Origin of the sequence: Cryobacterium soli (genome assembly GCF_003611035.1) — a bacterium.
Classification (GTDB): domain Bacteria; phylum Actinomycetota; class Actinomycetes; order Actinomycetales; family Microbacteriaceae; genus Cryobacterium; species Cryobacterium soli.
In genome coordinates, this window is record NZ_CP030033.1 from 3,165,427 (window position 1) to 3,189,455 (window position 24,029).

A 24,029-nucleotide genomic window follows, 5' to 3' on the forward strand; every position below is an offset into this window, starting at 1 on the left:
CGCAGACAGCCTCGGGCAGGCGACCCGGCGCAGATCGAGCCTGTCGAGATCCCGCGAGTCGACGGCGTTCGTGCCGACGGCGGCGGGCGCTAGTTGCGCTTGCGCCGGTTCGGGTTGACAGGTCGTGAGCGCGGCTTCATCGGCGGGCTGGCCGGGCTCGACTTCGGGCCGGTCGGCGTCTCGGACACCGTGACGCTGGTGGTGTCGACCGCCACCGGCTCGAGGGGCTTCCGCGGGATCGGGTGCGACCGCACGGGCTCACCACGACGCTCCTGGCCGGGGATCGGCCGGGACCGGCGTCCGTAGATGAGCTCGGACGAGTCCAGCAGCCACGGAACGAGCGCGATGGTCACGCCGTGCACGAGCATCAGCTTCTGGCGCAGGCGACGGGCCTTGTGGTTGTGCAGCAACGACTCCCACCAGTGCCCGACGATGTAGATCGGCGTGTACACGGTGACGACCTCGGAGCCGTATTCCTCGCGGCGGTCCTTGATGTAACAGATCAGCGGCCAGCTGATGTCGCGGTACGGCGACGCGACGATGTTCAACGGAACCTGGATGTTCTGCTTGGCCCAGTCGATGATGAGGTTCTCGGTCTCCTCCTCGTCGATCGACACGTGCACGGCCTCGAGGCTCACGTGGCGCGCCGCGATGGCGTAGTCAAGGGCCTTGAGCACGGGCTTCTGCATCTTGCCGACGAGAACGATGGCGTGGTCGCCTTGCGAACCGAACGTCGTGATCGGGTCGACCTCGACCTCCTTGGCGACGTCGCGGTAGTAGCGGTTCACGCCCAGCATCAGCATGAACAGAATCGGCATCATCAGGAACACCAGCCACGCGCCGTGGGTGAACTTGGTGATCGTGACGACGATCAGCACCACACCGGTGAGCAGGGCGCCGAAACCATTGATCGAGAGGCTCCGGATGATCGAACCCCGGTTGGGCGGGTCGGTCTTCAGCAGGGTGAGCCAGTGCTTGACCATGCCCGTCTGCCCGATCGTGAATGACACGAACACGCCGATGATGTACAGCTGGATCAGCACCGTGAGGTTGGCCTGGTAGACCACGATGATCAGGATCGCGGCCAGCGCGAGCAGCACCACGCCGTTCGAGTAGATCAGGCGGTCGCCGCGGGTGCTCAGCGACTTCGGTGCGTAGGAGTCGCGGGCCAGCACACTGCCGAGCAGCGGGAAGCCGTTGAACGCCGTGTTCGCGGCCAGCAACAGCACCATCGCCGTGGCGCCCTGCAGCACGAAGAACATCAGAGAGTTGTTGCCGAAGGTGGCGGCCGCGATCTGCGCGATCAGGCTGCGCTGCGGCTCGGTCGCGCACTCGGCCCAGCCGATCAGGTCACAGGGGTTCTCCGCGTAATGCACCTTGGAGAACAGCGCCAGCGCGGTGAGGCCCACGAACAGCGTGATCGCGATGGCGCCCATGAGGGTCAGGGTGATCTGGGCGTTCTTGATCTTGGGGCGTTTGAAGGCCGGCACGCCGTTGGCGATGGCCTCAACTCCGGTCAGGGCGCTGCATCCGCTGGCGAATGACCGCAGCAGCAGCAGGATGAACGCCGTCTGCGCCAAGTTGTGTGCCTGCACGTCGAAGCCGGCCGACTCGGCCACCGGTGCGTCGCCGAGGGCCACCCGGCCCAGGCCGACCACGATCATCAGCAGCACGCTGCCGATGAACAGATACGTGGGCAGCGCGAACGCCTTGCTGGATTCGGCCACACCGCGCAGGTTCACCGCGGCGAGCAGGATCACGAAGATCACGGCCAGCTCTACCCGGAAGGGCGCGAGGCCCGGCAGTGCCGAGATGATGTTGTCCACGCCGCTGGCCACCGAGACCACAACGGTCATCACATAGTCAACGAGCAGGGCGGATGCGACGACGAGGCCGGCCTTTTCGCCGAGGTTCTTCGACGCGACTTCGTAGTCGCCGCCGCCGTTCGGGTAGGCCTTGATGAGCTGGCGGTACGAGGCCACGACCACCACGAGGAGGAGTACGACCACGGCGGCGACCCAGGGCGCGAAGCTCAGGAAGGCCAGCCCGCCGAGGGTCAGGATCATGAGCAGTTCCTGCGGCGCGTAGGCGACGCTGGAGAGCGGGTCACTGGCGAAAATCGGGAGCGCCAGGTGCTTCGGAAGCAGCTGCCCGTCCAGGTGTTCGCTGGGGAGCGGTTCGCCGATGATCCACCGTTTCGGTGATCGGGCTTCTGGTGCTGGGGGGTTCCCCTCTGGAGTCACGAGGGACGACACTACTCCGATGCATCCCACTGTCAAGTTGCCGGGGAATACCCAGGTTGCCTTGGGCGTTTTAGCAGCAACTTCGGGCTCAGGCGGGCCTGGTGTTCGTGCTGATGGGCGCGCAGATCGGCGTGAGTGTGCCGGGAGGCCGGGCCCTCAGCGGGCCCGGAGCCTCCCAGCCGCCGCGCGGGTCACCGCTTGAGCGAGTCGAGGATGCTCGCGCGCACGGCGTCAAGCTGCCGGCGCAGCTCCGGCACGGTGTCCTCCGGCATCGTGGAGCGGTAGGCCTGCGTGCGCAGGTCGGCGCGCAACTGCTGCCGGAAGTCGTTGAGCACCATGTCGGCCTCGCGGAGCGCCCGGTTGGCGTCGCCGGCCGGGCGGGCGTCCGGAGTGGGCTTGGTGTGCTCAGCGCGGGCGTGCTCAGCCTTGGCCTGCCGGGCTGCGCTGGCCAGGTCGGCGCGCAGGCTCTTCATGGCCTCGGTCACGCCGGTGCGCACCTCGTCGGCCAGGCGGCGCACCGAGTCGGTCACCTCGTCCTCGATGTTCTGCAGATCGTCGGCGCGGGCGGCCAGTTCGGCCCGTCCGGCGTCGGTGATCTCGTAGACGGTCTTGCGGTCGCCGGCGGTCTTGGTCACCAAGCCTTCTTCTTCGAGCTTTGCCAGGCGCGGGTAGATCGTGCCGGCGCTGGGGCTGTAGGTGCCGCCGAAGCGGTCGCTCAGCGCCTGGATCAACTCGTAGCCGTGCCTTGGGCGCTCGGCCAGCAGGCTGAGCAGGTACAGGCGCAGGCTGCCGTGGGCGAATGTCGGGGTCATGACCAGGCTCCTTCACCGGTCGCACCGGCGGCTCCGCCCGAAGCACCACCGGTTTCGCCGACGTCGACGTTGTGCCGACGCACGACGGAGATGTTGCCGGACACCGAGTTCGCGCGCAGGTCCAGCCAGGCGCCGTCGAGCTGCCCGGTGCTGCCCTCGTAGCCCTTGCCCAGGGTGCCGCGGATGGTCTGCTCGTCCAGCTGCAGGGTGCCAGAGACGGTGTTGATCTTGTAGCGCGTGGGCACCTCGGCGCCCAGGCGCACGGTGAGGTTCCCGCTCACGAGGTTGGTCGAGATCTCGTCGGGGGTGCCCTCGACATCGAGGAAGATCGCGCTGGTGACCCCGTCGACCGTGAACCGGCGGATGCCGCCGCTCGCGGTGATGTCGCCGGAGACCGTGTGCGCGAAGATGTTGCCCGTGTGGTTGCGCACCGACATCTCGCCGTTCACGCCGTTGAGCTCGAGGTCGCCCGTGACGTCGTCGATGACGAGGTCGCCGGAGACCGTGCTGAGTTTGGCGTCGTTGCGGAGCCCGGTGACGAGCGCATCCGCCGTGACCACGCCGAACTTCAGTGCCACGTCGCGGGGCACGGTGACGCTCACCTCGGCCTTCGCGCTGCCGCGGAAGGACGCGAAGACGTCGATGAAGTTGTCCCAGCGCAGCTGGGGGTGATCGATTTCGAGGGTGTCGCCCACGACCGAGACCTTGAGGTCCTTGCCGGTCACGCTGTGCACCTCGATGCGCGCGCCGGGGTCATCGCTGCCGATCACGTCGATCTTGCCGCCGATGAGGCTGACCTTGAGTGAGCGCACGAGCTCCACGTCGATGATCTTCGTCTGCCCCGGGGCGATCAACCATTTTTCCTGCGTCATGACTATTCTCCTTCGCGATATATCGCGTCTTGTTGGATCTCAAGATATATCGCGTCTGCGCCGACCGCAATGCCCTCTCGGCAAACCCGAAGGGTCGGTACAGGAGGGCCGGCGCCGCAGGTGGAGCGGGACATCCGAGCAGGGGTCAGTACAGGAAGACGGCGAGCCAGTCCCGGTTGTGGGCGTGTACCAGAACGAGGAACACCACCAGGTCGAAGAGCAGGTGCACGCACACCACGTAGGTGAGCGACTTCGTGATCGAGAAGGTGTAGCCCTGCAGCAGCGCGAACGGGATAGTCAGCAGCGGCCCCCAGCTGCGGTAGCCGAGCTCCCAGAGGAATGACACGAAGATCACCATCTGCAAGAGGTTCGCTGTCCAGAAGGAGAAGTGCCGCCTGAGCAAGGCGAAAACCAGGCAGATGAAGAACAGTTCGTCCCAGATCCCCACGAAGCCCACGCCAACGAACAGCCGGCCGAGTTCGTCGGGAGCGCTGATGCCCGGCCAGTTGAGGTAGGCGCCGGAGCGGATGAAATAGGTGGGCAGGATCAGGTAGCCCAGCAGCAGCACGCCTACGAGGTACCAGCGCTCCAGGGTCGTCCAGCGTTGCCCGGTGCGGATCGGGAACCACACCTCCTGGTCGCCGAGCAACCGGCGGGACAGCAGGTACGGCACGAAGACGGCGGCCGAGAGCACCACACCCATCAACGCCATGTTGGGGTAGCTGATGTTCGCCTCGACCGAGATCGTGCTGATGATGAGCAGCCCCACGGCGATCAGGGCCAGGTCCCGGAAGAGCGCGCGGTCCGCCAGGAACGCCACGAGCAGCGCCGCCGCCAGTGCCGCGTAGCCGGGCAGGGGCAGTCGCAGCCCGAACAGGAGCACCGCCGACACCGAGACGAGCGCGGCCGCCAGCACGCGAACCAGTGCCCGCCCGGATGCCCGCCCCGGCATCGCCGGCACGGTCACGGTCGCTTCATCTCCCATCCAGCAAGTCTGGCGGACATCCCCCTCCCGGTAAACAGTCCCCCTGTCCCACCACTCACCCACGCCAAGGGATGCATAACTCCTGCTGGATTTCGGTGGGGTCCGGTCAGGCGGCAAATCCTGCAGCCCCGGCGGGCAAATTGCAGGAGTTATGCTCCTCCACGGCAGCGTGAGGGGCTCGTGGACGGCGCGATGGGACGTCCGTCCCTCCCGGGCGCGGCCATCCGGCAGTAGGTTCGGTAGATGGCGACCCCCACCGAGCCCGGTCCCGTCGACACCGGTCGGCACAGCACGCTCGAGCCTGCCGCGAACGGTCACCTCGATCCGGTCGCGCTGGCCGCCCGCCTCATCACGATCGACTCGGTCAACCCCGACCTCGCACCCGACGGTGCCGGTGAGACGGAGATCGCCGCCTGGTGCGCCGAGTGGCTCGCGACCCGGGGGTTCGAGGTGCACCGCCTGGAGGAACGCGTCGGGCGGCCCTCCATCGTGGGGATCAAACGCGGCACCGGCGGCGGCCGGTCGCTGATGCTCAACGCCCACCTCGACACCGTCGGCGTCGACGGCTACGAGGGTGACCCCTTCGCGGGCGAACGGCACGCCGGCCGGCTGCACGGGCGCGGTGCGTTCGACACCAAGGGCGGCCTGGCCGCCGTGCTCGTCGCCGCGCAGCGGGCCACGCTCACGCCGCTGGCCGGCGACGTGCTCGTGACCCTGGTCGCCGACGAGGAATTCGGCAGCTCCGGCACCGAGGAGGTGCTCCGGCGTTTCAGCGCCGACTCGGCCGTCGTGGTCGAGCCCAGCGAACTCAGCCTCACCGTCTGCCACCGGGGCTTCGCCTGGTTCGACCTCACCCTGCGCGGCCGCGCGGCCCACGGCTCGATGCCGGAGCAGGGCGTCGACGCCATCCGGCACGCCGGCCTGGTGCTGCGCGCCCTCGACGACCTCCGCACCGGGCTCGAGCAGAAACCCCCGCATCCGCTGCTCGGCCACGGCACGGTGCGGGTGGCCGTCATCGCCGGCGGCACGGATGCGGCCACGGTCGCCCCGTCCTGCACCCTGACGATCGAGCGGCGCACGCTCCCCGGCGAGACGCCGGACGCGGTCGAGGCGGAGCTGCGCCGCCTGCTGGACCACCTGGCGCAGGGCACCCCTGACTTCGCCTACACCCTCACCCGGCTGGTGGCCCGAGCCGCCTTTGAGGCCGATCCCGACTGGCCGATCGTGCTCGAGCTGGCCGAACAGGCCGAGCGGGTTCTCGGGCACCCGGTCGAACAGCGCGGCGAGCCCTTCTGGACCGATGCGGCGCTGGTGCTCGAGGCGGGCATCCCGTGCCTGCTCTTCGGCGTCGACGGCGGCGGGGCACACGCGACCGAGGAGTGGGCGACCGAGCGTTCCATCCACCAGGTGGCCGAGGTGCTGGAGACAACCATCGTCTCGATCTGCGCCTGATTCGGGAGAATCTCCGTGGCACGGGCTTGACCTTGACGTAACGTCAAGAAATAGCGTGGAACCCGTCGGGCAGTCCGCCCGGCACCGTGCACCACACGACCCGGACACCGCAGCTCATCCGCCGCTCCGCCCGGGGGGAGAGCGAGGACTCGTGGACTACTCGATCCAGGACATCGCCCGCCTGGCCGGAACCACCAGCCGCACCCTGCGCCACTACGACGCCGAGGGGCTGCTGCTGCCCAGTCGCATCGGAAGCAACGGCTACCGCTACTACGACGAGCGGGCGCTCGTGCGGTTGCAGCGCATCCTGCTGCTGCGGGAACTCGGTCTCGGCCTCCCGGCGATCCGCGAGGTTCTCGACCGCGAGGTCGACGAAGGGGCGGCCCTGCGCGCCCACCTCGGTTGGCTCGAGCAGGAGCAATCCCGCCTGCAGCGCCAGATCCGCTCGGTGCACAGCACGATCACCGCATTGGAAGGAGAGGAACCCCTCATGGCAGACACAATGTTCGACGGCTTCGACCACACCCACTATAAGGAGGAGGTGGAGGAGCGCTGGGGCCAGACCGCCTACGCCACGGGGGACGACTGGTGGCGGTCCAAGTCCCCCGCCGAGCGCGACCAGTGGCAGGCCACATCCGGCACGCTGCAGGCCGACTGGGCGGATGCCGCCACCCGGCAACTCGACCCGGCCGGCGACGAGGCGCAGTTCCTGGCCCGTCGCCACGTGGAGTGGCTCGGATCCATCCCCGGTCTTCCGCGGACCGACGGGCATCCGGCGGCGGACTACGTGCGGGGCCTGGGCGAGATGTACGTCGCCGACGACAGGTTCGCGGCGAACTACGGCGGCCCCACCGGCGCCGCGTTCGTGCGCGACGCCCTGACCGTCTACGCGGCCGAGCACCTCTAAAGCTCTCGCGAAAGCGGTCGAATGGTCGGCTCAGGCGGCGGAGGCGACCACTTCGCCGCTCTCGCGAACGGGCCGCCGGGCGAACAGAGGCAGCGTCCACTGGCAGAGCGGCCCCACCAAGAGTGCGAACGCCACGGTGCCCAGCCCCACGTTGCCGCCGAGCAGCCAGCCGATGGCCAGCACCGAGCCTTCGATGCCGGTGCGCACGGCCCAGATCGGCCAGCCGGTGCAGGCGTGCAGCCCGGTCATCAGGCCGTCGCGCGGGCCGGGGCCCAGACTCGCCCCGATGTAGATGCCCGAGGCGACAGCCAGCAGCACCAGTCCGGCGGCGAAGAGCAGCACGCGCAGCCAGAGGGCCAGATCGGCGGGAATGAGCCAGAGCCCCACATCTGCCGCGGGCCCCACCAGGAGAGCGTTGGCGATGGTGCCCACTCCCGGCTTCTGGCGCAGCGGAATCCAGAGGAGCAGCACACAGCCGCTGATGATCGTGGTCACCACGCCGAAGCCCAGGTGCGCGTGGGAGTCGATGCCCTGGGTCAGCACGTCCCACGGAGCCACGCCAATCGCTCCGCGCACAATCAATGCGATGCCGATTCCATACAGGAAGAGGCCAATGAGGAGCTGAATCAAGCGACGTGTCATAAGCACCAATCCAATTGCGTGAAAGGGTTGGAATCAAGTAGCCAATCTGCCTAGAGTGGCCTTATGTCGCCGAATCAGCTGACCGCTCGCGCCCTCGAAACCCTGTTGGGGGAGTGGCGCACCAACGGTACCGCCTACCGGGCACTGGCCGACCGCATCCGGCTGCTCACCCTCGACGGCCGCATCCCCACCGACAGCCGGCTGCCCGCCGAACGCGACCTCGGCACCCGGCTCGGGCTCAGCCGCACCACCGTCACCGCGGCGTACGGCCAGTTGCGCAGCGCCGGGTACCTGCACAGCGTGCAGGGCTCGGGCAGCGTAACCCGCCTTCCCGGTGCACCCGAGCCGACGGATGTGCCGTCCCAGCCCCCGGTGCTTGACCTCGGCCAGGCCGTGCTGCCGGCCTGGCCCGGCCTGGCCGAGGTCGCCGCGCTCGCCGCGGCCGACCTGCCCCGGTACCTCGGCGGATCCGGCTTCGACCCGGTGGGACTGCCCGAACTCCGGCAGGCCATCGCGGAGCGGTACCGCGCACGGGGCCTGCCGACCGAGCCCGACCAGATCATGGTCACCGTCGGGGCGCAGCACGCCATCGCCCTGCTGGCCCGGGTGCTGGTGAACCGTGGCGACCGGGTACTCATCGAGACGCCCACCTACCCGCACGCCTATGAGGCCCTCCGCGCGGCCGGCGGCCGCCTGATGCCAGTGTCGGTCACCGCCGCGCTGCCCGGCGCCGACCCGGGCTGGGACGAGGCCGCCCTGCTGCAGACCTTGGAGCGCAGCAACCCGGTGCTCGGCTACCTCATGCCCGACTTCCAGAACCCCACCGGGCAGACCATGCCGGTGGCCCAGCGCGAACGGGTGCTGGCCGCCGCTTCCCGCCAGGGCACCCTGCTGATCAGCGACGAGACCATCGGCGAACTGGACATCGACCGGGTGGGCGACTTCGGCCCGTTCGCCGCCTCGGCGGATGCCGCCCGGCCCGACCTCGCCGTCACCGTCGGGTCGGTCGGCAAGTCCGTCTGGGGCGGGCTGCGGGTCGGCTGGATCCGGGCCGACCCCGGCCTCATCCGCAAGCTGGCCGCAGCCCGCCTGGCCAACGACCTCGGCACCCCGGTGCTCGAGCAGCTCATCGTGACCCGGCTGATCGAACAACTGCCCGACATCCTCGAGTCCCGGCGCCTGCTTCTCCGCGCCGGCCGGGACCGGCTCACCGAGGGCCTGGCCCAGCGGTTCCCCGAGTGGCGGGTGCCGGCGGTGGACGGCGGCATCACCCTCTGGGTCAACCTCGGCCGCCCGGTGAGCTCGCAGCTGGCGCTCGCCGCCCGCACCCAGGGCCTGCTACTGCCGGCCGGCCCGCGCTTCGGCATCGACGGGGCCTTCGAGAGGTTCCTGCGCATCCCCTTCTGCTACGGCCCCGACGAGATGCCCCGGGCCCTGGACGCCCTGGCGCTGGCCTGGGAGTCGCTGCTGCGGCATCCGCTGCCCGACACCGGCTACCTCGCCGACGTCGTGTAACCGTAACGAGACCGTCACTTCTGCGGCCCCGCACGCCGGGGGGTCTGCGCGCGCTCGATGAGATACTGATCGGGTGTATTTTCTCTCGGTCTTGAGCATGAAGAACCGGGCGCTCATCGCGCTCATCACCATCGTCGCGGCGATTTTCGGCAGCCTGGCCCTCACCAGCCTCAAGCAGGAACTGATCCCGTCCCTGCAGTTGCCCACGCTGCTGGTCTCCACGAGCTACCCGGGGGCCTCGCCCGAGGTCGTCAACGACGACGTCTCCACGCCTATCGAGCGGGCGATCCAGGGCATCGAGGGCCTCGAGTCCACGTCCACGACGAGCAGCACGAACTCCTCGCTGGTCAACGCCACGTTCACCTACGGCACCGACCTGGTCAAGGCCGAATCCAAGATCAGCCAGGCCATCAACCGCATCAAGACCACGCTGCCCGAGGACCTCGACCCGCAGGTGATCAGCGGCACCATCGATGACTTCCCGGTGCTGTCGCTGGCCGTGTCCGGCGGCGACGCCGACACCGTCGCCGACCAGCTCACCCGCAGCGTGCTCGGTGACATCCGCGACGTCGACGGGGTGCGCGACGCCACTCTCGTCGGTGACATCGGCCAGCGCGTCACCATCACGCCGGATGCCGCGCAGCTGACCGCGCGCGGCCTCACCACCGCCGCCATCCGCGACGCTCTGCAGCAGAACGGCTCGCTCATCCCGGCCGGTTCGCTCACCGAGGGCGACCAGACCCTGTCCGTTCAGGCGGGGACCAAGCTCGGCTCGGCCGACGACATCGCCGCCCTGCCGCTGATCGGTGCCGCGAATCCGACCGCCCTCCCCACCGCGGCCCCGGCACCGGTGACCATCGGCGACGTCGCCGCGGTCACAGTGCAGGACAACCCCGTCACCAGCATCTCCCGGGTCAACGGCGAGCCCGCGCTCACCATCTCGGTCACCAAGGTGCCGGCCGCCAACACCGTCGACGTATCCACGGCCGTGCGCGCCATCCTGCCGCAGCTCGAAGACGCCGTCCCAGGCACCAGCATGACGGTCGTGTTCGACCAGGCCCCGTTCATCCAGGAGTCCATCGACGCGCTCACCCAGGAAGGAATCCTCGGCCTGGTCTTCGCCGTCCTGGTGATCCTGGTGTTCCTGCTGTCGGTGCGCGCCACGCTCGTCACCGCCATCTCCATCCCCACCTCGGTGCTGATCACCTTCATCGGCCTGCAGACGGTGGGCTACTCGCTCAACATCCTCACCCTCGGTGCGCTCACCATCGCCATCGGCCGGGTCGTCGACGACTCCATCGTGGTGATCGAGAACATCAAGCGGCATCTGGTCTGGGGTGCCGACCGAGCGGATACGATCGTGCGCGCCGTCCGCGAAGTGGCCGGCGCCATCACCGCGTCCACCATCACCACGGTCACCGTGTTCCTGCCGATCTCCTTCGTGGGTGGGTCCACGGGCGAGCTCTTCCGCCCGTTCGCGCTCACCGTCACGATCGCGCTTCTCGCGTCGCTGCTCGTCGCGCTCACGATCGTCCCGGTGCTGGCGTACTGGTTCCTCCGTGCACCCAAGCCCGTCGCTGTCGCCGAGCCGGCCGTGGCCTCGCCCGTAGCCGAGCCCGCCGTGGCCGGCACGCTCGGCTCAGACTCCACCGGTACGGTTTCTCCCGCTACCGGTCCGGCCGTTGTCGTGACGGATGCCGCCACCCCGGTCGGCACCACACCGAACCCGGCCACCGGTCCGGCCACCCTGGCCTCGGTCGCCACCGGCACCGTGACCACCGCCACGGCCGTGCTGCCCCGCAACCGGCACGCCGCCCCCGAGGCCGACGGCTTCGACGAGCGCGATGCGCGCGAACAGCCCAGCCGCCTGCAGAAGGGCTACCTGCCGATCATCCGCTGGACCCTGCGGCACTACGTGAGCACGCTGCTGCTCGCCGCCCTGGTGCTGGTCGGCACCGTCGCCCTGCTGCCGTTCATGAAGGTGAACTTCCTGGGCTCCACCGGCCAGTCCACCTTCCAGGTGACCCAGGAACTCCCGGTGGGCACCAGCCTCGCGGCGCAGGACTCCGCGTCCACGGCCGTGGAGGACGCCATCCGCGAGGTGGACGGCGTGAGCATCGTGCAGGTGTCGATCGGCGGCGGCAGCGCCTTCGCGGCCTTCGCCGGCGGCGGCTCGTCGTCGAGCACCGTCACCTACTCCGTCACCACCGAGGATTCCGCCGACTCCGACGCCGTGCAGGCCGAGGTGCGCACGCAGCTCGACGGCCTCGACGACGCCGGCGAGGTCACGGTGTCCGCCGGCTCAGGGTTCGGCGGATCGTCCGACATCGAGATCGACATCACCGCGGCCTCCGGCGCCGACCTGCAGACCGCCTCCGACGACATCCTCGCGGCCGTCGGCGACCTCGGCTCCGTCACCCAGGTCAGTAGCAACCTGGCCGCCTCCCGCCCGTATGTGGCGGTCACCATCGATCGCACGGCCGCGGCCACGGCCGGGCTCAGCGAGCTCGCCCTCGGCACCCTGGTGTCGCAGGCGATGCAGCCGAGCACGATCGGTTCGATAGTGATCGACGAGGCCACCCTCTCGGTCTACCTGCAGTCCGCCACCTCCCCGGCCACCACGGCCGATCTCGCGGCGCTGCAGATCCCCACGCTGGCCGGCCCGGTCGCCCTCGACACCCTCGCCACCGTGGAGCAGGTCGACGGTCCGTCCACCCTCACCACGACAAAGGGGCTGCGCACGGCCACGATCTCTGCCACCCCGAACAGCGATGACCTGGGCACCGCGACCGCCGACGTGTCGACCGCGCTGGCCGACACGGACCTGCCTACCGGCGCATCCGCGTCACTCGGTGGCGTGTCGGCCGACCAGACGGATGCCTTCCAGCAGCTGGGAATCGCGATGCTCGTCGCCATCCTGATCGTCTACATCGTCATGGTCGCCACCTTCCGCTCGCTGCTGCAGCCGCTGCTGCTGCTCGTGTCGGTGCCCTTCGCGGCCACGGGAGCCATCGCTTTGCAGGTCATCACCGGCATCCCGCTCGGGGTGGCCTCCCTCATCGGGGTGCTGATGCTCATCGGCATCGTCGTCACCAACGCCATCGTGCTCGTGGACCTGGTCAACCAGTACCGGAGACGGGGTCAGAGTGTGTTCGACGCCCTGGTGCACGGGGCGTCACGACGGTTGCGCCCGATCCTCATGACAGCTCTGGCCACGATTTTCGCTCTGTTGCCGATGGCGAGCGGGCTCACCGGTCACGGCGGGTTCATCTCCCAGCCGCTGGCGCTCGTGGTCATCGGCGGACTGGTGTCGTCGACGGTGCTGACCCTGGTGGTGCTGCCGGTGCTCTACCTGGTCGTCGAGGGCGGGCGGGAGAACCGCCGGCTGCGCCGAGCGACCCGCTGAGCGCACACTGTGGAGCGACCTGATCAGCCGGCGCCGAGCGTGATACCGCGGGCGGCGAAGAACGGTTGCGGATCGATCGGCGTGCCGTCGACCCGAACCTCGATGTGCAGGTGGCAGCCCGTCGACGCGCCGGTGCTGCCGACCCCGGCGATGACCTGGCCTGCCGTGACCGTCTCGCCCAGGCTCACCCATGTCTCGCCATCCCGGATGTGCGCATACCCGGTGGCCACACCGTCGCCGTGATCGATCAGGATCCAATTGCCGTACGTGCCCAGTTGGCCGGTCTGGGCCACGACTCCTGTGCTGGCCGCATACACGGGCGTGCCGCAGGCGGCGGCGAGATCGGTGCCGGAGTGGAATGGTTCGACCCCGGGCAGCGGCAGGTTGGGGCGAGGTCCGAATCCGTCGTTGACGATGCCAACGGCCGGCGTGGCCCAGCCTTGCCCGCTGAGGCGAGCGCCGACGGTACCGGCCAGCTGGCTGGATGCGGCAGCGGATCGAAGCGCGGCGGTGGACGCTGATTCGGCCAGCACCGCCTGCGCCGCAGTCGTCGCGGACGCCAGGGCTGCGGTCGCCTGACCGAGGGCAACCTCTGCCGTCGAGAGGGCAGCCTGTTTGTCGGCCAGGGGGAACGACTGGGCGGCGGCCTGTGCGGCTTCCAAGTCCGCCTGCAGGCGAGATGCTCGGAGCTGGTCCTTGTCGACCCGCTCCCGCAGCTTGTCGAGACTCCCCGTCAGCTCCGAGATCCTGTCGACGATTCCCAACCGGGACAGCAACTCGGCGGAATCCTGGTCGCCCAGCAGCGCATCAAGCGTGGTGGTGTCGGCCCCGCGCTGGACCATCGCTCGGACCAGGGTGGCCAGGGCCCTTGACGAGATCGCGGCCTGGGTGGATGCCGCCTCGGCCAGGGCTCGGACCTCGTCGACTCGGGTTGTCGCTGACACATGATCGGCCACCGTTGCCGCAAGGTCGACCCTGGCGGCGTCGTAGGCGCTCTGCGCGGCGGCCCGGGCGCCTTCCGCGGTCGCGACGGCCGTGGCGGCGCGGGCATAGTCCTGACTCTGCACCGCCTGGGCGGAATTCGTCTGCGCAGCACCCGGCCCCCGGGGTGTCCTCGACGGGGGTGACTCGGTGGTCGCCTGCGGGTCCCCGATGCTCGCCGGAGGCGGGCCCGCCTCCAGCTGGGGCGGAGCGGTCGGGCCTGCGCTCGGCTCGGGGCGAGGGGTTGCCTCCGGTGTGCCGGCCGAGCCGGGGTCGGTCCCGTGGTCCGGGCCGCTGCCGGGGACGCCAGGGGTGGGGGAGGAGGTGGGAGCGGGAGTGGGAGTCGGCGCGCCTGCCGAATCCGTCGGCTTTGGCGTTGGCGTTGGCGTTGATGGGAGTGGAGTCGCGGACGGATCGGGCGTGGGCGTGGGCGTCGGCGTCGGGGTTTGGGTCGGCGGGACGGGAGTCGTGGACGGATCGGGAACGGGCCTGCCTGTGGGCGTGGGAGTGGGCGTGGACGTGGGAGTGGGAGTGGGTGTGGGTGTGGCGGTGCCGGGCGTGGGTGGTGTCGGCGGGGATGCCGCCGTCGGTGGGTCGCCGAGCTGGATGACGGCGTTGGCCGATGTCGGGCTGCCCGCGGTCGCCACGAGCACGGCGTAGGTCAGAACGCTTCCCACGGCGAGGGCGCGTGCACGGCGAGGGCGCGTGGCACCTCGCTTGCTGTGCCCGTTCGTCGTCAGATCCATGCCGTTTCGCAATCCCGGAGCGGTAGGGGGTGGCCGGTCCACCGGCAAGTGGCGCCAGTATCGCACCGCCCCACGACCCCCGCTACGACCCGCCGCTCGTCCTGTGGTGGGTGCCCCTCTCGCACGTCGTCTCACCGGGTTTCGACAAGCTCAACCAGAGACGGGGCGCGACATGCACGCCCGTCCCGCATCCGGAAAAGCGAGCCCCGACAGGAGGTGCAGCGAACCTCAGAGCGCGGGCCCGGTCACCGATCGTCAGCCCGCGGGATGCCGCACCAGTGCCGGCCGCGTCGCCCTGCGCTCGACACGATGTCGGCGGTCAGCTGCCGAGGTGGGTGTGCAGGAAGGCGGCCACCTCGGCCCGCATGGCGGCATCGAGGATGCCGATGGAGTGCAGGCTGCCGGGTACCGTGACGAGCCGGTTGGCGATGCCGAGGGCATCGAGGTCGGCGGCGAACCCGGTGGACTGGCCCAGCGGGATGAACTCCTCGGTGGAGGTGCCGATGAACACCGGCGGGTCCGTGCGGTCCAACGAGCCGACGGCCGAGGCATCCTTCGCGGCCGGGCAGTTCAACAGCGACGTGCAGTCGAGGTAGTCGAGCACGATCCGCTCAAGCCCCGAGGATCCGCCGGACACGACGATGCCCTCGTAGCTGAGGTCCACGGGCCCGGAGAGCTCGGCGACGGCCGCCACGCGATTCCCTTCGGTGAGCGGCCCGCGGCCCCGGGCGCCCAGCAGCGCCGCGAGATTGCCGCCGGCCGAGCCGCCGAAGGCCCCGATCCGGTCGGGGTCCACGCCGTAACTGCCGGCGTTCGCGCGCATCCACTCGACGGCCCGGCCCAGGTCGTCGATGGCCGCGGGGAAGGAGACCGCGGGCACGAGGCGATAGTTGACGGAGAAGCCCACGAAGCCTTCGGCTGCGAGCCATTCGCACACATTGCGCCAGTCGCTGTTGGCCTTGTCGCCACGGGCCCAACTGCCGCCGTGGATCGACAGCACAGCCGGCAGCAGGGCCGGTTCGGCGGGAGCCTCCGTCGACGCGCTCGGATCGGTGTCCGCCGAGACCTCGGAGCCGGCGTCCGCCGTCCCCGCAGCGGCATCCGCGCCGGCGTCCGCGGCAGCATCCGCGTTCGCGGTGCCCCCATCCCCGGTGGCCGTGGGCGCATCGCTAGCCGTCACCGGATCGACGGCTGCCGGCGGTGAGCAGACATCGAGGGTGAGCTGGGTGCCGTCCGGTTCGGTGGCATAGACCACGTCCTCGTCGATCACGGCGTCGCCGGGGGCCACGAAGGTGCGGATGCCCACGACGGCCGTGGTGTCGACCTCGCTGGCCGTGCCGCCGGCCTGTGCGGGCGCCACCGGGCGCAGGTTCCAGTGGAATCCACCGAGCAACGCCGCCGCCACGACGGCCATTCCGACGACGAGCGCGACGGAGAGAATGATGAAGCGTCGGGAGCCGAGTCCGATGGTGCGGCGACCGGTGCTCACGGGTGCTCCTGAATGCGCTGGGTGCGGGTACTCCCGAGAATAGATCGGTGCGCCCGGCCCTGCTAATCGGCCCGCGCGCCCGCCCCGGCCCGGGCGCGTCGCGGGCGCGCTCAGGCCGGAGCCGGCGCGTCCCGCACGATACCCGGGCTCAGGGCCGCCAGCATCCTGGTGAGGTCCAGAGCGGCCGCACTGGCCGCCACCACGGCGTCGGCGCCCAGCTCCCGGTGGTCGTGCACGGCCTTTGTCACGGCGGCCAGCGCCTCTTCTGCGGTGTGCAGGGTGTCGAGGCTCGTGGAGCCGGTGTCCCATTCGATCACCACGGCGGCGGTCGCCCGCACGGCCGCGCTCAACGGCGGGCGCAGCACGGCGGGCAGGTCCACCGGCACCGGCGTTCCCCAGGCGGCCCCGGCGAGCACGTCGGTGAGGTCACGCACATAGAAAGTCACGTTCTCGAGCGCCGCCAGGTCGTCGTGGTCGGTGCTGAGGTCATGCGGCCGGATGCGCGCCCTGGGGTTGATCCGACGGCTCTCGTCGGCCTCGGCCAGCGCGTGGCGCACCGCCTTCGTGGTGCTCGCCAGGGTCTGGCCCTGCGTGGACCACTCGCCTTCTTCGGGCGGCCAGTCCGCGTCGAGCGCATCCGCCAGCGACTCGAGGTGCCGCCCGAGCGCGCCCCGCAGCCGGGACAGCTCCTTCACCGCCGCGGTCACCCGCAACGGCGGCGCCACCAGCAGATTGACAGCCAGTCCCACCACGATGCCCAGGCTCATCTGCGATACGTAGCCGATCGAGTAGCCGTCAGCGTTCGGTCCGCCCACGATGAGCACGAAGAGCCCTGCGATCGGCACATAGTCCCGGCCGGCGCCGAGTTGGCGGATGCCGCCGAAGAGGATCCCGATGCCCACCACGAGGGAGACGGTGATCACGCTGGGTTCGCTGAAGATGATCACGGCGGCGGCGAGCGCGATGCCGATCACGAGCCCGGCCAAAGTCTGCGCGGCGTTCTTGATCGACCCCATCAGGGTGGGGAAGCTGGCCACGATCACACCGAGCGGGGCGTAGTAGGGGTAGTCGTTGGCGACGCCCGGCAGGTAGGGGGCCAGCTTCCAGGCGATCGCCACCGCCACCGCGGTCTTGACGGCCTGAAGGAGTCGGGGTTGCCAGACCGCCGCCTTGACCCGGGAGCCTGTCGCGCGCAGGGGCAGATCGGAAGAGAGCATTTCTCGATTGTGCCCGATCGAGGCGTCCGCACCGAATCGCGACGACGGTCGCGACCGAGCGACGGACAAAGTCATCCGTGACTTTTGGGACTCGATCAGGTAACGTAGACAAGTCGGCTCTTGACACCGCGTGTTTTATTGTGTGCGCGGATGGGTTTGTAAGTCAGGATGGGCCGGTTTCCCAGTAATCCGCTGGTGAAAAATCACTGTATGTGAACGGCCCCGGCCATAGACTGCCCGGGTTCTCAGGTTGCGTCGCTGTGCGGCGTTGTTCTGCCATGTACTCAACACAACCCAGGAATACTTCTATGCCTACTAGCAAGAAGCCGGCCGTCGGCCGCGCAGCCAAGAACTACGACCCGAGCTACTCCAAGGGCGGCCCCAAGGGCGCACCCAAGGGTGGCAGCAAGAGCCCCGGACACCGCGGATACCGCGCTGACGAGGGCGCCCCCAAGAAGCAGCGCTGGAACGCCGACGAGCGCGCCGCGCGCTCCGGCGAGCGCTCCTCCTCCGACCGTCCCGCCTACGGCGACCGTCCGGCCTACGGCAACCGCACCGAGCGTCCGGCCGCCGGCCGCTCCGAGCGTCCCGCCTACAACGACCGCGCCCCGCGCACGGATCGTCCTGCTTACAACAACGACCGCAACAACGACCGTCCCGCCCGCGGCGGCGACCGTCCCTCCTACGGCGACCGTGCCCCGCGCACCGACCGTCCCGCATACAACAACGACCGCAACGATCGTGGCGGCGAGCGTCCCTCTTACGGCGACCGCGGCCAGCGCAGCGAGCGTCCGTCTTACGGTGACCGTGCCCCGCGCACCGATCGCCCGGCGTACAACAACGACCGTCCGTCCTACGGCGACCGTGCCCCGCGCACTGACCGTCCGGCCTACAACAACGACCGTCCCGCCCGCGGCGGCGACCGTCCCTCCTACGGCGACCGTGCCCCGCGCACCGACCGTCCCGCGTACAACAACGACCGCAACGACCGTGGCGGCGAGCGTCCCTCCTACGGCGACCGCGGCCAGCGCAGCGAGCGTCCGTCCTACGGTGACCGCGCCCCGCGCACCGACCGTCCGGCGTACAACAACGACCGTCCCGCCCGCACCGAGCGTCCGTCCTACGGCGACCGCCCGGCTCGCACCGACCGTCCGTCGTACAACAACGACCGTCCGGCCCGTGGCGAGCGTCCCGCGTACAGCAACGACCGCGCCGCCCGCAACGACCGGTCCAACGACGGCGGCCACTCCAGCAACTTCTACCCCGACCGCGACTCCAAGCCCAAGTTCGCCGCCGGCGACGACGTGGTCCTCGAGCGCCTCGAGGCCATCGCCACGACGGCAGCGGATGTTGTCGGCGTGACGTTCGGCGACCTCGGCCTCGGTGGCAACATCGTGCGCGAGCTCGCCCTCCTCGGCGCCCCGAGCCCGTTCCCGATCCAGGCCGCGACCATCCCCGATGTGCTCGCCGGCCGCGACGTGCTCGGCCGCGGCAAGACCGGCTCCGGCAAGACCATCGCGTTCGCCGCCCCCATGATCGAGAAGCTCATGGAGAACAACGGCGCCAAGGACCGCAAGATGGCCCGCAAGCCCCGCGCGCTCATCCTGGCCCCCACCCGCGAGCTGGCCCTGCAGATCGACCGCACCGTGCAGCCCATCGCCCGCAGCGTCGGCCTCTTCACCACCCAGATCTACGGCGGCGTTCCGCAGTACCGCCAGGTCAGCGCCCTCCAGCGCGGCGTGGACATCATCATCGGCACCGCCGGCCGCATCGAGGACCTCGTCGAGCAGGGTCGTCTCGACCTGTCCGAGGTCGTCATCACGGTTCTCGACGAGGCCGACTACATGTGCGACCTCGGCTTCCTCGAGCCGGTTCAGCGCATCCTGCGTCTCACCAAGAAGAACAGCCAGCGTCTGCTGTTCTCGGCCACCCTCGACAAGGGTGTCGCCTCGCTGGTCAAGGAGTTCCTGACCAACCCGGCCGTGCACGAGGTCGCCGGTGAAGACCAGGCCTCCAGCACGATCGACCACAAGGTCCTCCTCATCGAGCACCGCGACAAGGCCTCCATCATCGGCCAGCTCGTCGACCGCCAGGGCAAGACGCTCATCTTCAGCCGCACCCGTGCGTACGCTGAGCAGCTCGCCGACCAGCTCGAAGACGCCGGCGTCAAGGCCACCAGCCTGCACGGCGACCTGAACCAGGCCCGCCGTACCCGCAACCTGCAGATGCTCACCAGCGGTCGTGTCAACGTCCTGGTCGCCACGGACGTCGCCGCCCGCGGCATCCACGTGGACGACATCGACCTGGTCATCCAGGCCGACATGCCCGACGAGTACAAGACCTACCTGCACCGCGCCGGCCGCACCGGCCGCGCCGGCAAGTCCGGTACCGTCGTCACGCTGATCCCCAAGCAGCGCCGTCGTCGCATGGAAGACCTGCTCGACCGGGCCGAGATCGACTCCAGCTTCACCACGGCCACGCCGGGTGACGCGTCGATCACCGCTCTGGCGAACCTGTAACACCTCCGCACACGACAGCAGGGCATCCTCCGTTTCGGGGGGGTGCCCTGTTGCTGGTTAACCGGCGTGTCGCGCCCGGGTGACCCCTCCCGCCGAGAATATCCTTCACGTGTCGCCGACCGGGATACGGTACGGTTTTCTGGTTCGGGTGCGTCCTCACAATTCGGGTTTGTGACAGCGCACACGACTCATGGATATCTGTGGGGCATCGTATGACGCTCCACAGATATCCATCTGCCGTTCGGGCTCAGCTGCGGTTCAGCGGATGCTCGCGACCGCGTCGAGCACACGGGCCGAGAACTCCGCCGACAGCGGAGCCGATCCCGCACTCTCGGCGGCAGCGTTCTGGCCCTCAGGGCTGGCCACATAGCCCAGGTACGCGGCCACGAGTTCGGCCTGGTCGGGGTCGGGGTACTCCTGGCAGGCGATGAGGTAGCTCACCAGCACGAGCGGGTACACCCCGGCCGCCGTGGACGTGCGGTCCACGTCGACCACGAGGTCATTCGGGTTGTCCCGGGCCACCAGCGGGGACTCATCGATGATCGCGGCGGCGGCCTCCGTGGAGTAGTCGACGAAATCGTCGCCCACCTTGAGCGCGGCGACCGACAGGTCGCCCGCGCGTGACGCATCCACGTAGCCGATCGTGTTGCGCCCGTTGGCGACGGCGCCCACCACCCCGGAGTTGCCCTGCGCGCCCTCTCCGGGGTATGGGAAGGCGTCGGCGGGCTCGTTCGTCCACACGTCGGGCACGTTCTGGTACAGGTAGTCGGCGAAGTTCTTCGTGGTGCCGGAATCGTCCGAGCGGTGCACAGCGGCGATCGGCTCGTCGGGCAGGCCGGCGCCGGGGTTCAGGGCCACGAGGGCCGGGTCGTTCCACCGGGTGATGGCGCCGGAATAGATGCTGGCAATGGTCCCCGGATCCAGGCGCAGCGAGTCCACCCCGTCAACGTTGTAGACCAGAACCAGCGGGGCCACGTAGACGGGCAGGTCGATGGCGGCCGAACCCGGCGCGCAGGCCCCGAAGGAGCCGGCGAGTTCGTCGTCGCTGAGCGCGGAGTCGGAGCCGGCGAAGTCGACGCCACCGCCGATGAACTGCTCGCGGCCGGCACCGGAGCCGGTCGGGTCGTAGTTGATGGTGACGCTGCCGTTGGCGCGTTGGAACTGCGAGATCCACACGTCCTCGGCCGACGCCTGAGCGCTCGATCCCGCACCGTCGAGGGTGCCCACGAGGTCACTCGGCTCGTCGCCGGCCTCATTGGCGGCGCAGCCCGACAGGAAGAGCATGGTCGCTGCGAGTCCCGCGCCGAGGAAGGTTGCCGGGTATCGATTCGTTGCCATCACGGTTCCCATTCTGCCTGACCGTGCCGGAACGTTCCCCGGGAGGCACCTGGATGCCGTAGCCCTGATAGATTCGATGCACGTTCGTAGAGGGAGAATCATGACCACACGCTGGGCGCGCTTCGCCCGTGGGTGGATCGTCGCGGGTTTCTCCACGTTCGTCGCCGCGCTCTCGCACACCCTGGGCGGCGGCGCCGTTCCGGGGCTGTTGGCCGTCGTGGTGTCCCTGGCGTTCGCCGGTATCGTCTCGATCGCGTTGTCCGGGCGCACCCTCTCCACCTGGCGTCTGGCCATTGCGGTCCTGGTCAGCCAAGTGATCTTCCACGGTCTGTTCTCCTTCGGCGGTGCTGGGGGGCAACTGGCCGTGGCGGATGCTCCTGCCGGTCACGCTCACGCCGCGGGCCAGGCCGTCATGCTGATGCCGGGTGAGACCGGCGAGATGTCCGCGGCCGGCCACGGCCTCATGATGCCGATGTACCACGTGCTTGCCGCGGTCATCACCGTGCTGGCGCTCCGGTTCGGTGAGCGTGCCTTCTGGAGCCTGTTCACCACCCTGAAGGTGGCTCTGGGCGTTCTTGTCCGTGTCATCGCTCTTACTCCGGTACCCGGCATCCCGCGGGCCATTGTGGCCGTCTCGGCCTGGCTGCCGCCCCGCGACCAGCTCGTTCTGCTCAGTCCAATGCGGCACCGTGGGCCGCCGGTGCGCCTCGTCGCCTGAAGCAGCCCTCAGGCTTTCCGACGTTGTGCCCCCATTTTGTCGACCCTGCCTGCCCGCCGTTCTGAGCGGTCCGCAGCCGGGGCGACCAGCCACGATCCCAAGGACCATTCATGAAGCTCTCCACGCCCGTCTTCGCCGCCACCACGCTCCTCGGTGCCGGCCTGCTCGCCTTGTCTGCCCCGTTGGCCGCCAGCGCCCACGTCGAGGTCGAACCGTCCTCGACCGCCGCCGGCTCCTACAGCCTGCTCACCTTCTCCGTCGGCCACGGCTGCGACGGTTCGGCCACCACGGGCATCACCATCGACATCCCCGACACCATCACGAGCGTCACTCCCACCGTCAACCCCGGCTGGGACATCACCCCGTTGACCGACGGCCAGGTCAGCTACACCGCCCAGACACCGCTGGCCGACGGCTTGCGTACCACGTTCGCACTCAGCCTGCAGATCCCCGCCGATGCGGCCGCCGGCGACACTCTGGCCTTCCCTGTGCTTCAGACCTGCGAGGTCGGCGAGACCGACTGGTCAGAGCCCGTCGTCGAAGGTGAGGCCGAACCGGCGCACCCCGCACCGACACTGACCGTCACCGAGGCCGACGCCGAATCCGGCCACGACCACGGTGCCGCCGGGGAGGTCGCCGCCGCGGCCACCACGAGCACGGCCACGGATGACGTCCTCGCGCGGCTCCTCGGCATCGGCGGCCTCATCGTCGGCGCCGTCGGCCTGGTCGTGGCCGTCGCCTCCCGCCGCAAGAACGCGGCGTAGGCATCCCGATGGCACGCCAGGGCACGGCCCGCCGGCACGCCGCACTCCTGCGGCGCTCGGCGCTGGCCGGGGTCGCGCTGGTCGTCGCAACGCTGGGTTGGTCCGCCGCCCCGGCGTTCGCGCACAACTACGTGGTCAGCACCACGCCGGCGGCTGGGTCGGTGGTGACCGAACAGCCCGGCACCGTCGTCGTCACCACCAATGACAACCTGCTGGACCTCTCGGGGGAGGGCGCGGGGAGTGCCATGCAGGTGAGCGGCCCCACGGAAGCGCCGCGCTACTACGGCGACGGCTGCGCTACGGTGTCCGGGCCAAACCTCCAGGCCGACGTGCAGCTCGGCCAGCCGGGGCAGTACACAGTGGTGTGGCAGACGGTGTCGACCGATGGGCACTCCATCTCCGACACCTTCACCTTCACCTGGCAGCCCGACGCGAATCAGGTTCTCGCCGACGGGTCCGCCACGGCACCGACGTGCGCGACCACCGGCGCCGGCACCGCCGCGGCCGACACGGATGCGGCAACCGACGCCGCCGACTCCGGCGACACGGCCGTCGGCGGCACAGACCTGCTTTGGATCGGGGGAGCCCTCGTGGCGATCCTCGCCGCGATCGGTCTGACCCTGCTGGTCCTGCGCAAGCGCCCCACCAACTAACAGCGCGCCCGCACGCCCCCGCCGGTCGACGACCGGGTCGGGCTCACCTCCCCAGGAGACGCAGATGGATACCAGATGGGCGCGGCTCGCTCGCGGCTGGGTCACCGCTGTCGTCTCGGTCGTCGTCGCCGCCGTCTCGCACGTCGCGGGCGGCGGCGCACTCCCCGGTTCCCTCGGGGCGGTGCTCGCTCTCACCTTCGCGGGGCTGGCCAGTGTGGCCCTGGCCGGCAAGACACTGTCCAAGCTGCGTCTGTCAGCGTCCGTGATGGTCAGCCAGTTCGCTTTCCATGCCCTGTTCGGGCTGGGCGCCGGTTCGGCGCCGATGTCGATGACCGACCCTGGTTCAGGACACCAGCACGGAACCATGATGGTCGGGATGACCGCGCCGGCCGGCTCTCCCCAGGCGATGAACGTCGATACGTCGATGTGGCTCGCACATGCGGTCGCTGCAGTGATCACCATCGTCCTGCTCCGCCGGGGAGAGCGGGCGTTCTGGGCGTTGCTGGCCCTGGCCCGCACCGCACTCGTTGCCGTGCTCCCACCGTTTCTCCACACGTTCTGCCCCACCTCGGCCGCACCGGTCCGGCTCCGTTTCGCGCTCGGCGACCGTCCCGTGCTGCGAGATCTCGTCGTGCTGGGGGCGGGGCGTTCGCTCCGCGGACCGCCGGCGCTGGCCTGACCCCGACTGGACCGGCCCCGCTGATCCAGTAGTCCCGCCGCGGTGACATCCTCGTCCCCGCGCCGGCCCGCCGCGCCCGCTGCGCACCACC

Annotated in this window: 19 protein-coding genes; 10 read left to right on the forward strand and 9 right to left on the reverse strand. The window is 69.8% G+C overall.

The genetic code is table 11. From position 1 onward, the window contains the following. Positions 1 to 89: 89 nt before the first annotated feature. The 4 genes from DOE79_RS14705 to DOE79_RS14720 form a co-directional block, all read right to left on the reverse strand. Positions 90 to 2,243: an APC family permease gene (locus DOE79_RS14705; protein ID WP_181445823.1), complete on the reverse strand. Its 2,154-nt coding sequence runs from the start codon at positions 2,241 to 2,243 to the stop codon at positions 90 to 92. A 191-nt stretch (positions 2,244 to 2,434) separates the two neighbouring features. Then, positions 2,435 to 3,055 (reverse strand): PadR family transcriptional regulator, encoded by a 621-nt coding sequence (locus DOE79_RS14710; RefSeq protein ID WP_120339155.1) that lies wholly within the window; start codon positions 3,053 to 3,055, stop codon positions 2,435 to 2,437. Continuing rightward, the gene (locus DOE79_RS14715) at positions 3,052 to 3,927 is read right to left on the reverse strand and encodes a DUF4097 family beta strand repeat-containing protein (protein ID WP_162942769.1); all 876 of its coding nucleotides are present in this window, start codon (positions 3,925 to 3,927) and stop codon (positions 3,052 to 3,054) included. Before DOE79_RS14715 ends, DOE79_RS14710 begins: the two co-directional genes overlap by 4 nt. A gap of 145 nt (positions 3,928 to 4,072) precedes the next feature. Further along, positions 4,073 to 4,912 (reverse strand): CPBP family intramembrane glutamic endopeptidase, encoded by an 840-nt coding sequence (locus tag DOE79_RS14720; protein ID WP_342767926.1) that lies wholly within the window; start codon positions 4,910 to 4,912, stop codon positions 4,073 to 4,075. 243 nt (positions 4,913 to 5,155) lie between these two features. Here DOE79_RS14720 and DOE79_RS14725 point away from each other — a divergent pair, with 243 nt between their 5' ends. Then, complete coding sequence (locus DOE79_RS14725; protein WP_120339156.1) at positions 5,156 to 6,364, forward strand: M20/M25/M40 family metallo-hydrolase; 1,209 nt, start codon at positions 5,156 to 5,158, stop codon at positions 6,362 to 6,364. A gap of 151 nt (positions 6,365 to 6,515) precedes the next feature. Beyond that, the gene (locus DOE79_RS14730) at positions 6,516 to 7,271 is read left to right on the forward strand and encodes a MerR family transcriptional regulator (RefSeq protein WP_120339157.1); all 756 of its coding nucleotides are present in this window, start codon (positions 6,516 to 6,518) and stop codon (positions 7,269 to 7,271) included. Between the two features lie 30 nt (positions 7,272 to 7,301). Here the strand turns inward: DOE79_RS14730 and yczE are convergent, their stop codons facing one another. Then, a complete protein-coding gene (yczE, locus tag DOE79_RS14735) occupies positions 7,302 to 7,913 on the reverse strand; it encodes a membrane protein YczE (protein WP_120339158.1) in 612 nt (203 codons plus the stop codon). A gap of 63 nt (positions 7,914 to 7,976) precedes the next feature. Between yczE and yczR the strand changes: the two genes are divergently transcribed. Together yczR and DOE79_RS14745 are read left to right on the forward strand one after the other, a co-directional pair. Further along, positions 7,977 to 9,428 carry a MocR-like transcription factor YczR gene (gene yczR, locus DOE79_RS14740; RefSeq protein ID WP_120339159.1) on the forward strand — a complete coding sequence of 484 codons (1,452 nt, stop codon included), beginning with the start codon at positions 7,977 to 7,979 and terminating at the stop codon, positions 9,426 to 9,428. Positions 9,429 to 9,525: 97 nt separating this feature from the next. Beyond that, complete coding sequence (locus tag DOE79_RS14745) at positions 9,526 to 12,834, forward strand: efflux RND transporter permease subunit (RefSeq protein WP_425455725.1); 3,309 nt, start codon at positions 9,526 to 9,528, stop codon at positions 12,832 to 12,834. Positions 12,835 to 12,857: 23 nt separating this feature from the next. Here the strand turns inward: DOE79_RS14745 and DOE79_RS14750 are convergent, their stop codons facing one another. After that, positions 12,858 to 13,901 carry a M23 family metallopeptidase gene (locus DOE79_RS14750; RefSeq protein WP_120339161.1) on the reverse strand — a complete coding sequence of 348 codons (1,044 nt, stop codon included), beginning with the start codon at positions 13,899 to 13,901 and terminating at the stop codon, positions 12,858 to 12,860. A 334-nt stretch (positions 13,902 to 14,235) separates the two neighbouring features. On the opposite strand from DOE79_RS14750, the gene DOE79_RS20585 reads away from it, so the two are divergent. Next, positions 14,236 to 14,475, forward strand: coding sequence for a hypothetical protein (locus DOE79_RS20585; RefSeq protein ID WP_162942770.1), 240 nt, complete (start codon positions 14,236 to 14,238; stop codon positions 14,473 to 14,475). Positions 14,476 to 14,880: 405 nt separating this feature from the next. Here the strand turns inward: DOE79_RS20585 and DOE79_RS14760 are convergent, their stop codons facing one another. Next, positions 14,881 to 16,050 carry an alpha/beta hydrolase gene (locus tag DOE79_RS14760; protein ID WP_120339163.1) on the reverse strand — a complete coding sequence of 390 codons (1,170 nt, stop codon included), beginning with the start codon at positions 16,048 to 16,050 and terminating at the stop codon, positions 14,881 to 14,883. A 110-nt stretch (positions 16,051 to 16,160) separates the two neighbouring features. Continuing rightward, complete coding sequence (locus DOE79_RS14765; RefSeq protein WP_120339164.1) at positions 16,161 to 17,267, reverse strand: FUSC family protein; 1,107 nt, start codon at positions 17,265 to 17,267, stop codon at positions 16,161 to 16,163. Positions 17,268 to 17,575: 308 nt separating this feature from the next. Between DOE79_RS14765 and DOE79_RS14770 the strand changes: the two genes are divergently transcribed. After that, positions 17,576 to 19,786 (forward strand): DEAD/DEAH box helicase, encoded by a 2,211-nt coding sequence (locus DOE79_RS14770; protein WP_120339165.1) that lies wholly within the window; start codon positions 17,576 to 17,578, stop codon positions 19,784 to 19,786. A 258-nt stretch (positions 19,787 to 20,044) separates the two neighbouring features. Here DOE79_RS14770 and pstS read toward each other — a convergent pair whose 3' ends face one another. Then, positions 20,045 to 21,124, reverse strand: a complete 1,080-nt coding sequence (pstS, locus tag DOE79_RS14775) for a phosphate ABC transporter substrate-binding protein PstS (protein WP_120340362.1) — start codon at positions 21,122 to 21,124, stop codon at positions 20,045 to 20,047. Positions 21,125 to 21,224: 100 nt separating this feature from the next. Here pstS and DOE79_RS14780 point away from each other — a divergent pair, with 100 nt between their 5' ends. The 4 genes from DOE79_RS14780 (at position 21,225) to DOE79_RS14795 (ending at position 23,938) form a co-directional block, all read left to right on the forward strand. Continuing rightward, entirely contained in the window at positions 21,225 to 21,842 is a 618-nt protein-coding gene (locus DOE79_RS14780) for a hypothetical protein (RefSeq protein WP_120339166.1), read from the forward strand. A gap of 110 nt (positions 21,843 to 21,952) precedes the next feature. Then, entirely contained in the window at positions 21,953 to 22,606 is a 654-nt protein-coding gene (locus DOE79_RS14785; RefSeq protein ID WP_120339167.1) for a YcnI family copper-binding membrane protein, read from the forward strand. 8 nt (positions 22,607 to 22,614) lie between these two features. Further along, on the forward strand, positions 22,615 to 23,259 hold the full coding sequence (locus DOE79_RS14790) for a copper resistance CopC family protein (RefSeq protein WP_120339168.1): 645 nt from the start codon (positions 22,615 to 22,617) through the stop codon (positions 23,257 to 23,259). A 64-nt stretch (positions 23,260 to 23,323) separates the two neighbouring features. Beyond that, positions 23,324 to 23,938: a hypothetical protein gene (locus DOE79_RS14795; RefSeq protein ID WP_120339169.1), complete on the forward strand. Its 615-nt coding sequence runs from the start codon at positions 23,324 to 23,326 to the stop codon at positions 23,936 to 23,938. Positions 23,939 to 24,029: the final 91 nt, after the last annotated feature.

Coding starts and splice junctions, on each gene's coding strand:
- DOE79_RS14710 (WP_120339155.1), bottom strand. CDS start 3,055: ATGACCCCGACATTCGCCCACGGCAGCCTGCGCCTGTACCTGCTCAGC.
- DOE79_RS14715 (WP_162942769.1), bottom strand. CDS start 3,927: ATGACGCAGGAAAAATGGTTGATCGCCCCGGGGCAGACGAAGATCATC.
- DOE79_RS14720 (WP_342767926.1), bottom strand. CDS start 4,912: ATGGGAGATGAAGCGACCGTGACCGTGCCGGCGATGCCGGGGCGGGCA.
- DOE79_RS14725 (WP_120339156.1), top strand. CDS start 5,156: ATGGCGACCCCCACCGAGCCCGGTCCCGTCGACACCGGTCGGCACAGC.
- yczE (WP_120339158.1), bottom strand. CDS start 7,913: ATGACACGTCGCTTGATTCAGCTCCTCATTGGCCTCTTCCTGTATGGA.
- yczR (WP_120339159.1), top strand. CDS start 7,977: ATGTCGCCGAATCAGCTGACCGCTCGCGCCCTCGAAACCCTGTTGGGG.
- DOE79_RS14745 (WP_425455725.1), top strand. CDS start 9,526: ATGAAGAACCGGGCGCTCATCGCGCTCATCACCATCGTCGCGGCGATT.
- DOE79_RS14765 (WP_120339164.1), bottom strand. CDS start 17,267: ATGCTCTCTTCCGATCTGCCCCTGCGCGCGACAGGCTCCCGGGTCAAG.
- DOE79_RS14770 (WP_120339165.1), top strand. CDS start 17,576: ATGCCTACTAGCAAGAAGCCGGCCGTCGGCCGCGCAGCCAAGAACTAC.
- pstS (WP_120340362.1), bottom strand. CDS start 21,124: ATGGCAACGAATCGATACCCGGCAACCTTCCTCGGCGCGGGACTCGCA.
- DOE79_RS14780 (WP_120339166.1), top strand. CDS start 21,225: ATGACCACACGCTGGGCGCGCTTCGCCCGTGGGTGGATCGTCGCGGGT.
- DOE79_RS14785 (WP_120339167.1), top strand. CDS start 21,953: ATGAAGCTCTCCACGCCCGTCTTCGCCGCCACCACGCTCCTCGGTGCC.
- DOE79_RS14790 (WP_120339168.1), top strand. CDS start 22,615: ATGGCACGCCAGGGCACGGCCCGCCGGCACGCCGCACTCCTGCGGCGC.
- DOE79_RS14795 (WP_120339169.1), top strand. CDS start 23,324: ATGGATACCAGATGGGCGCGGCTCGCTCGCGGCTGGGTCACCGCTGTC.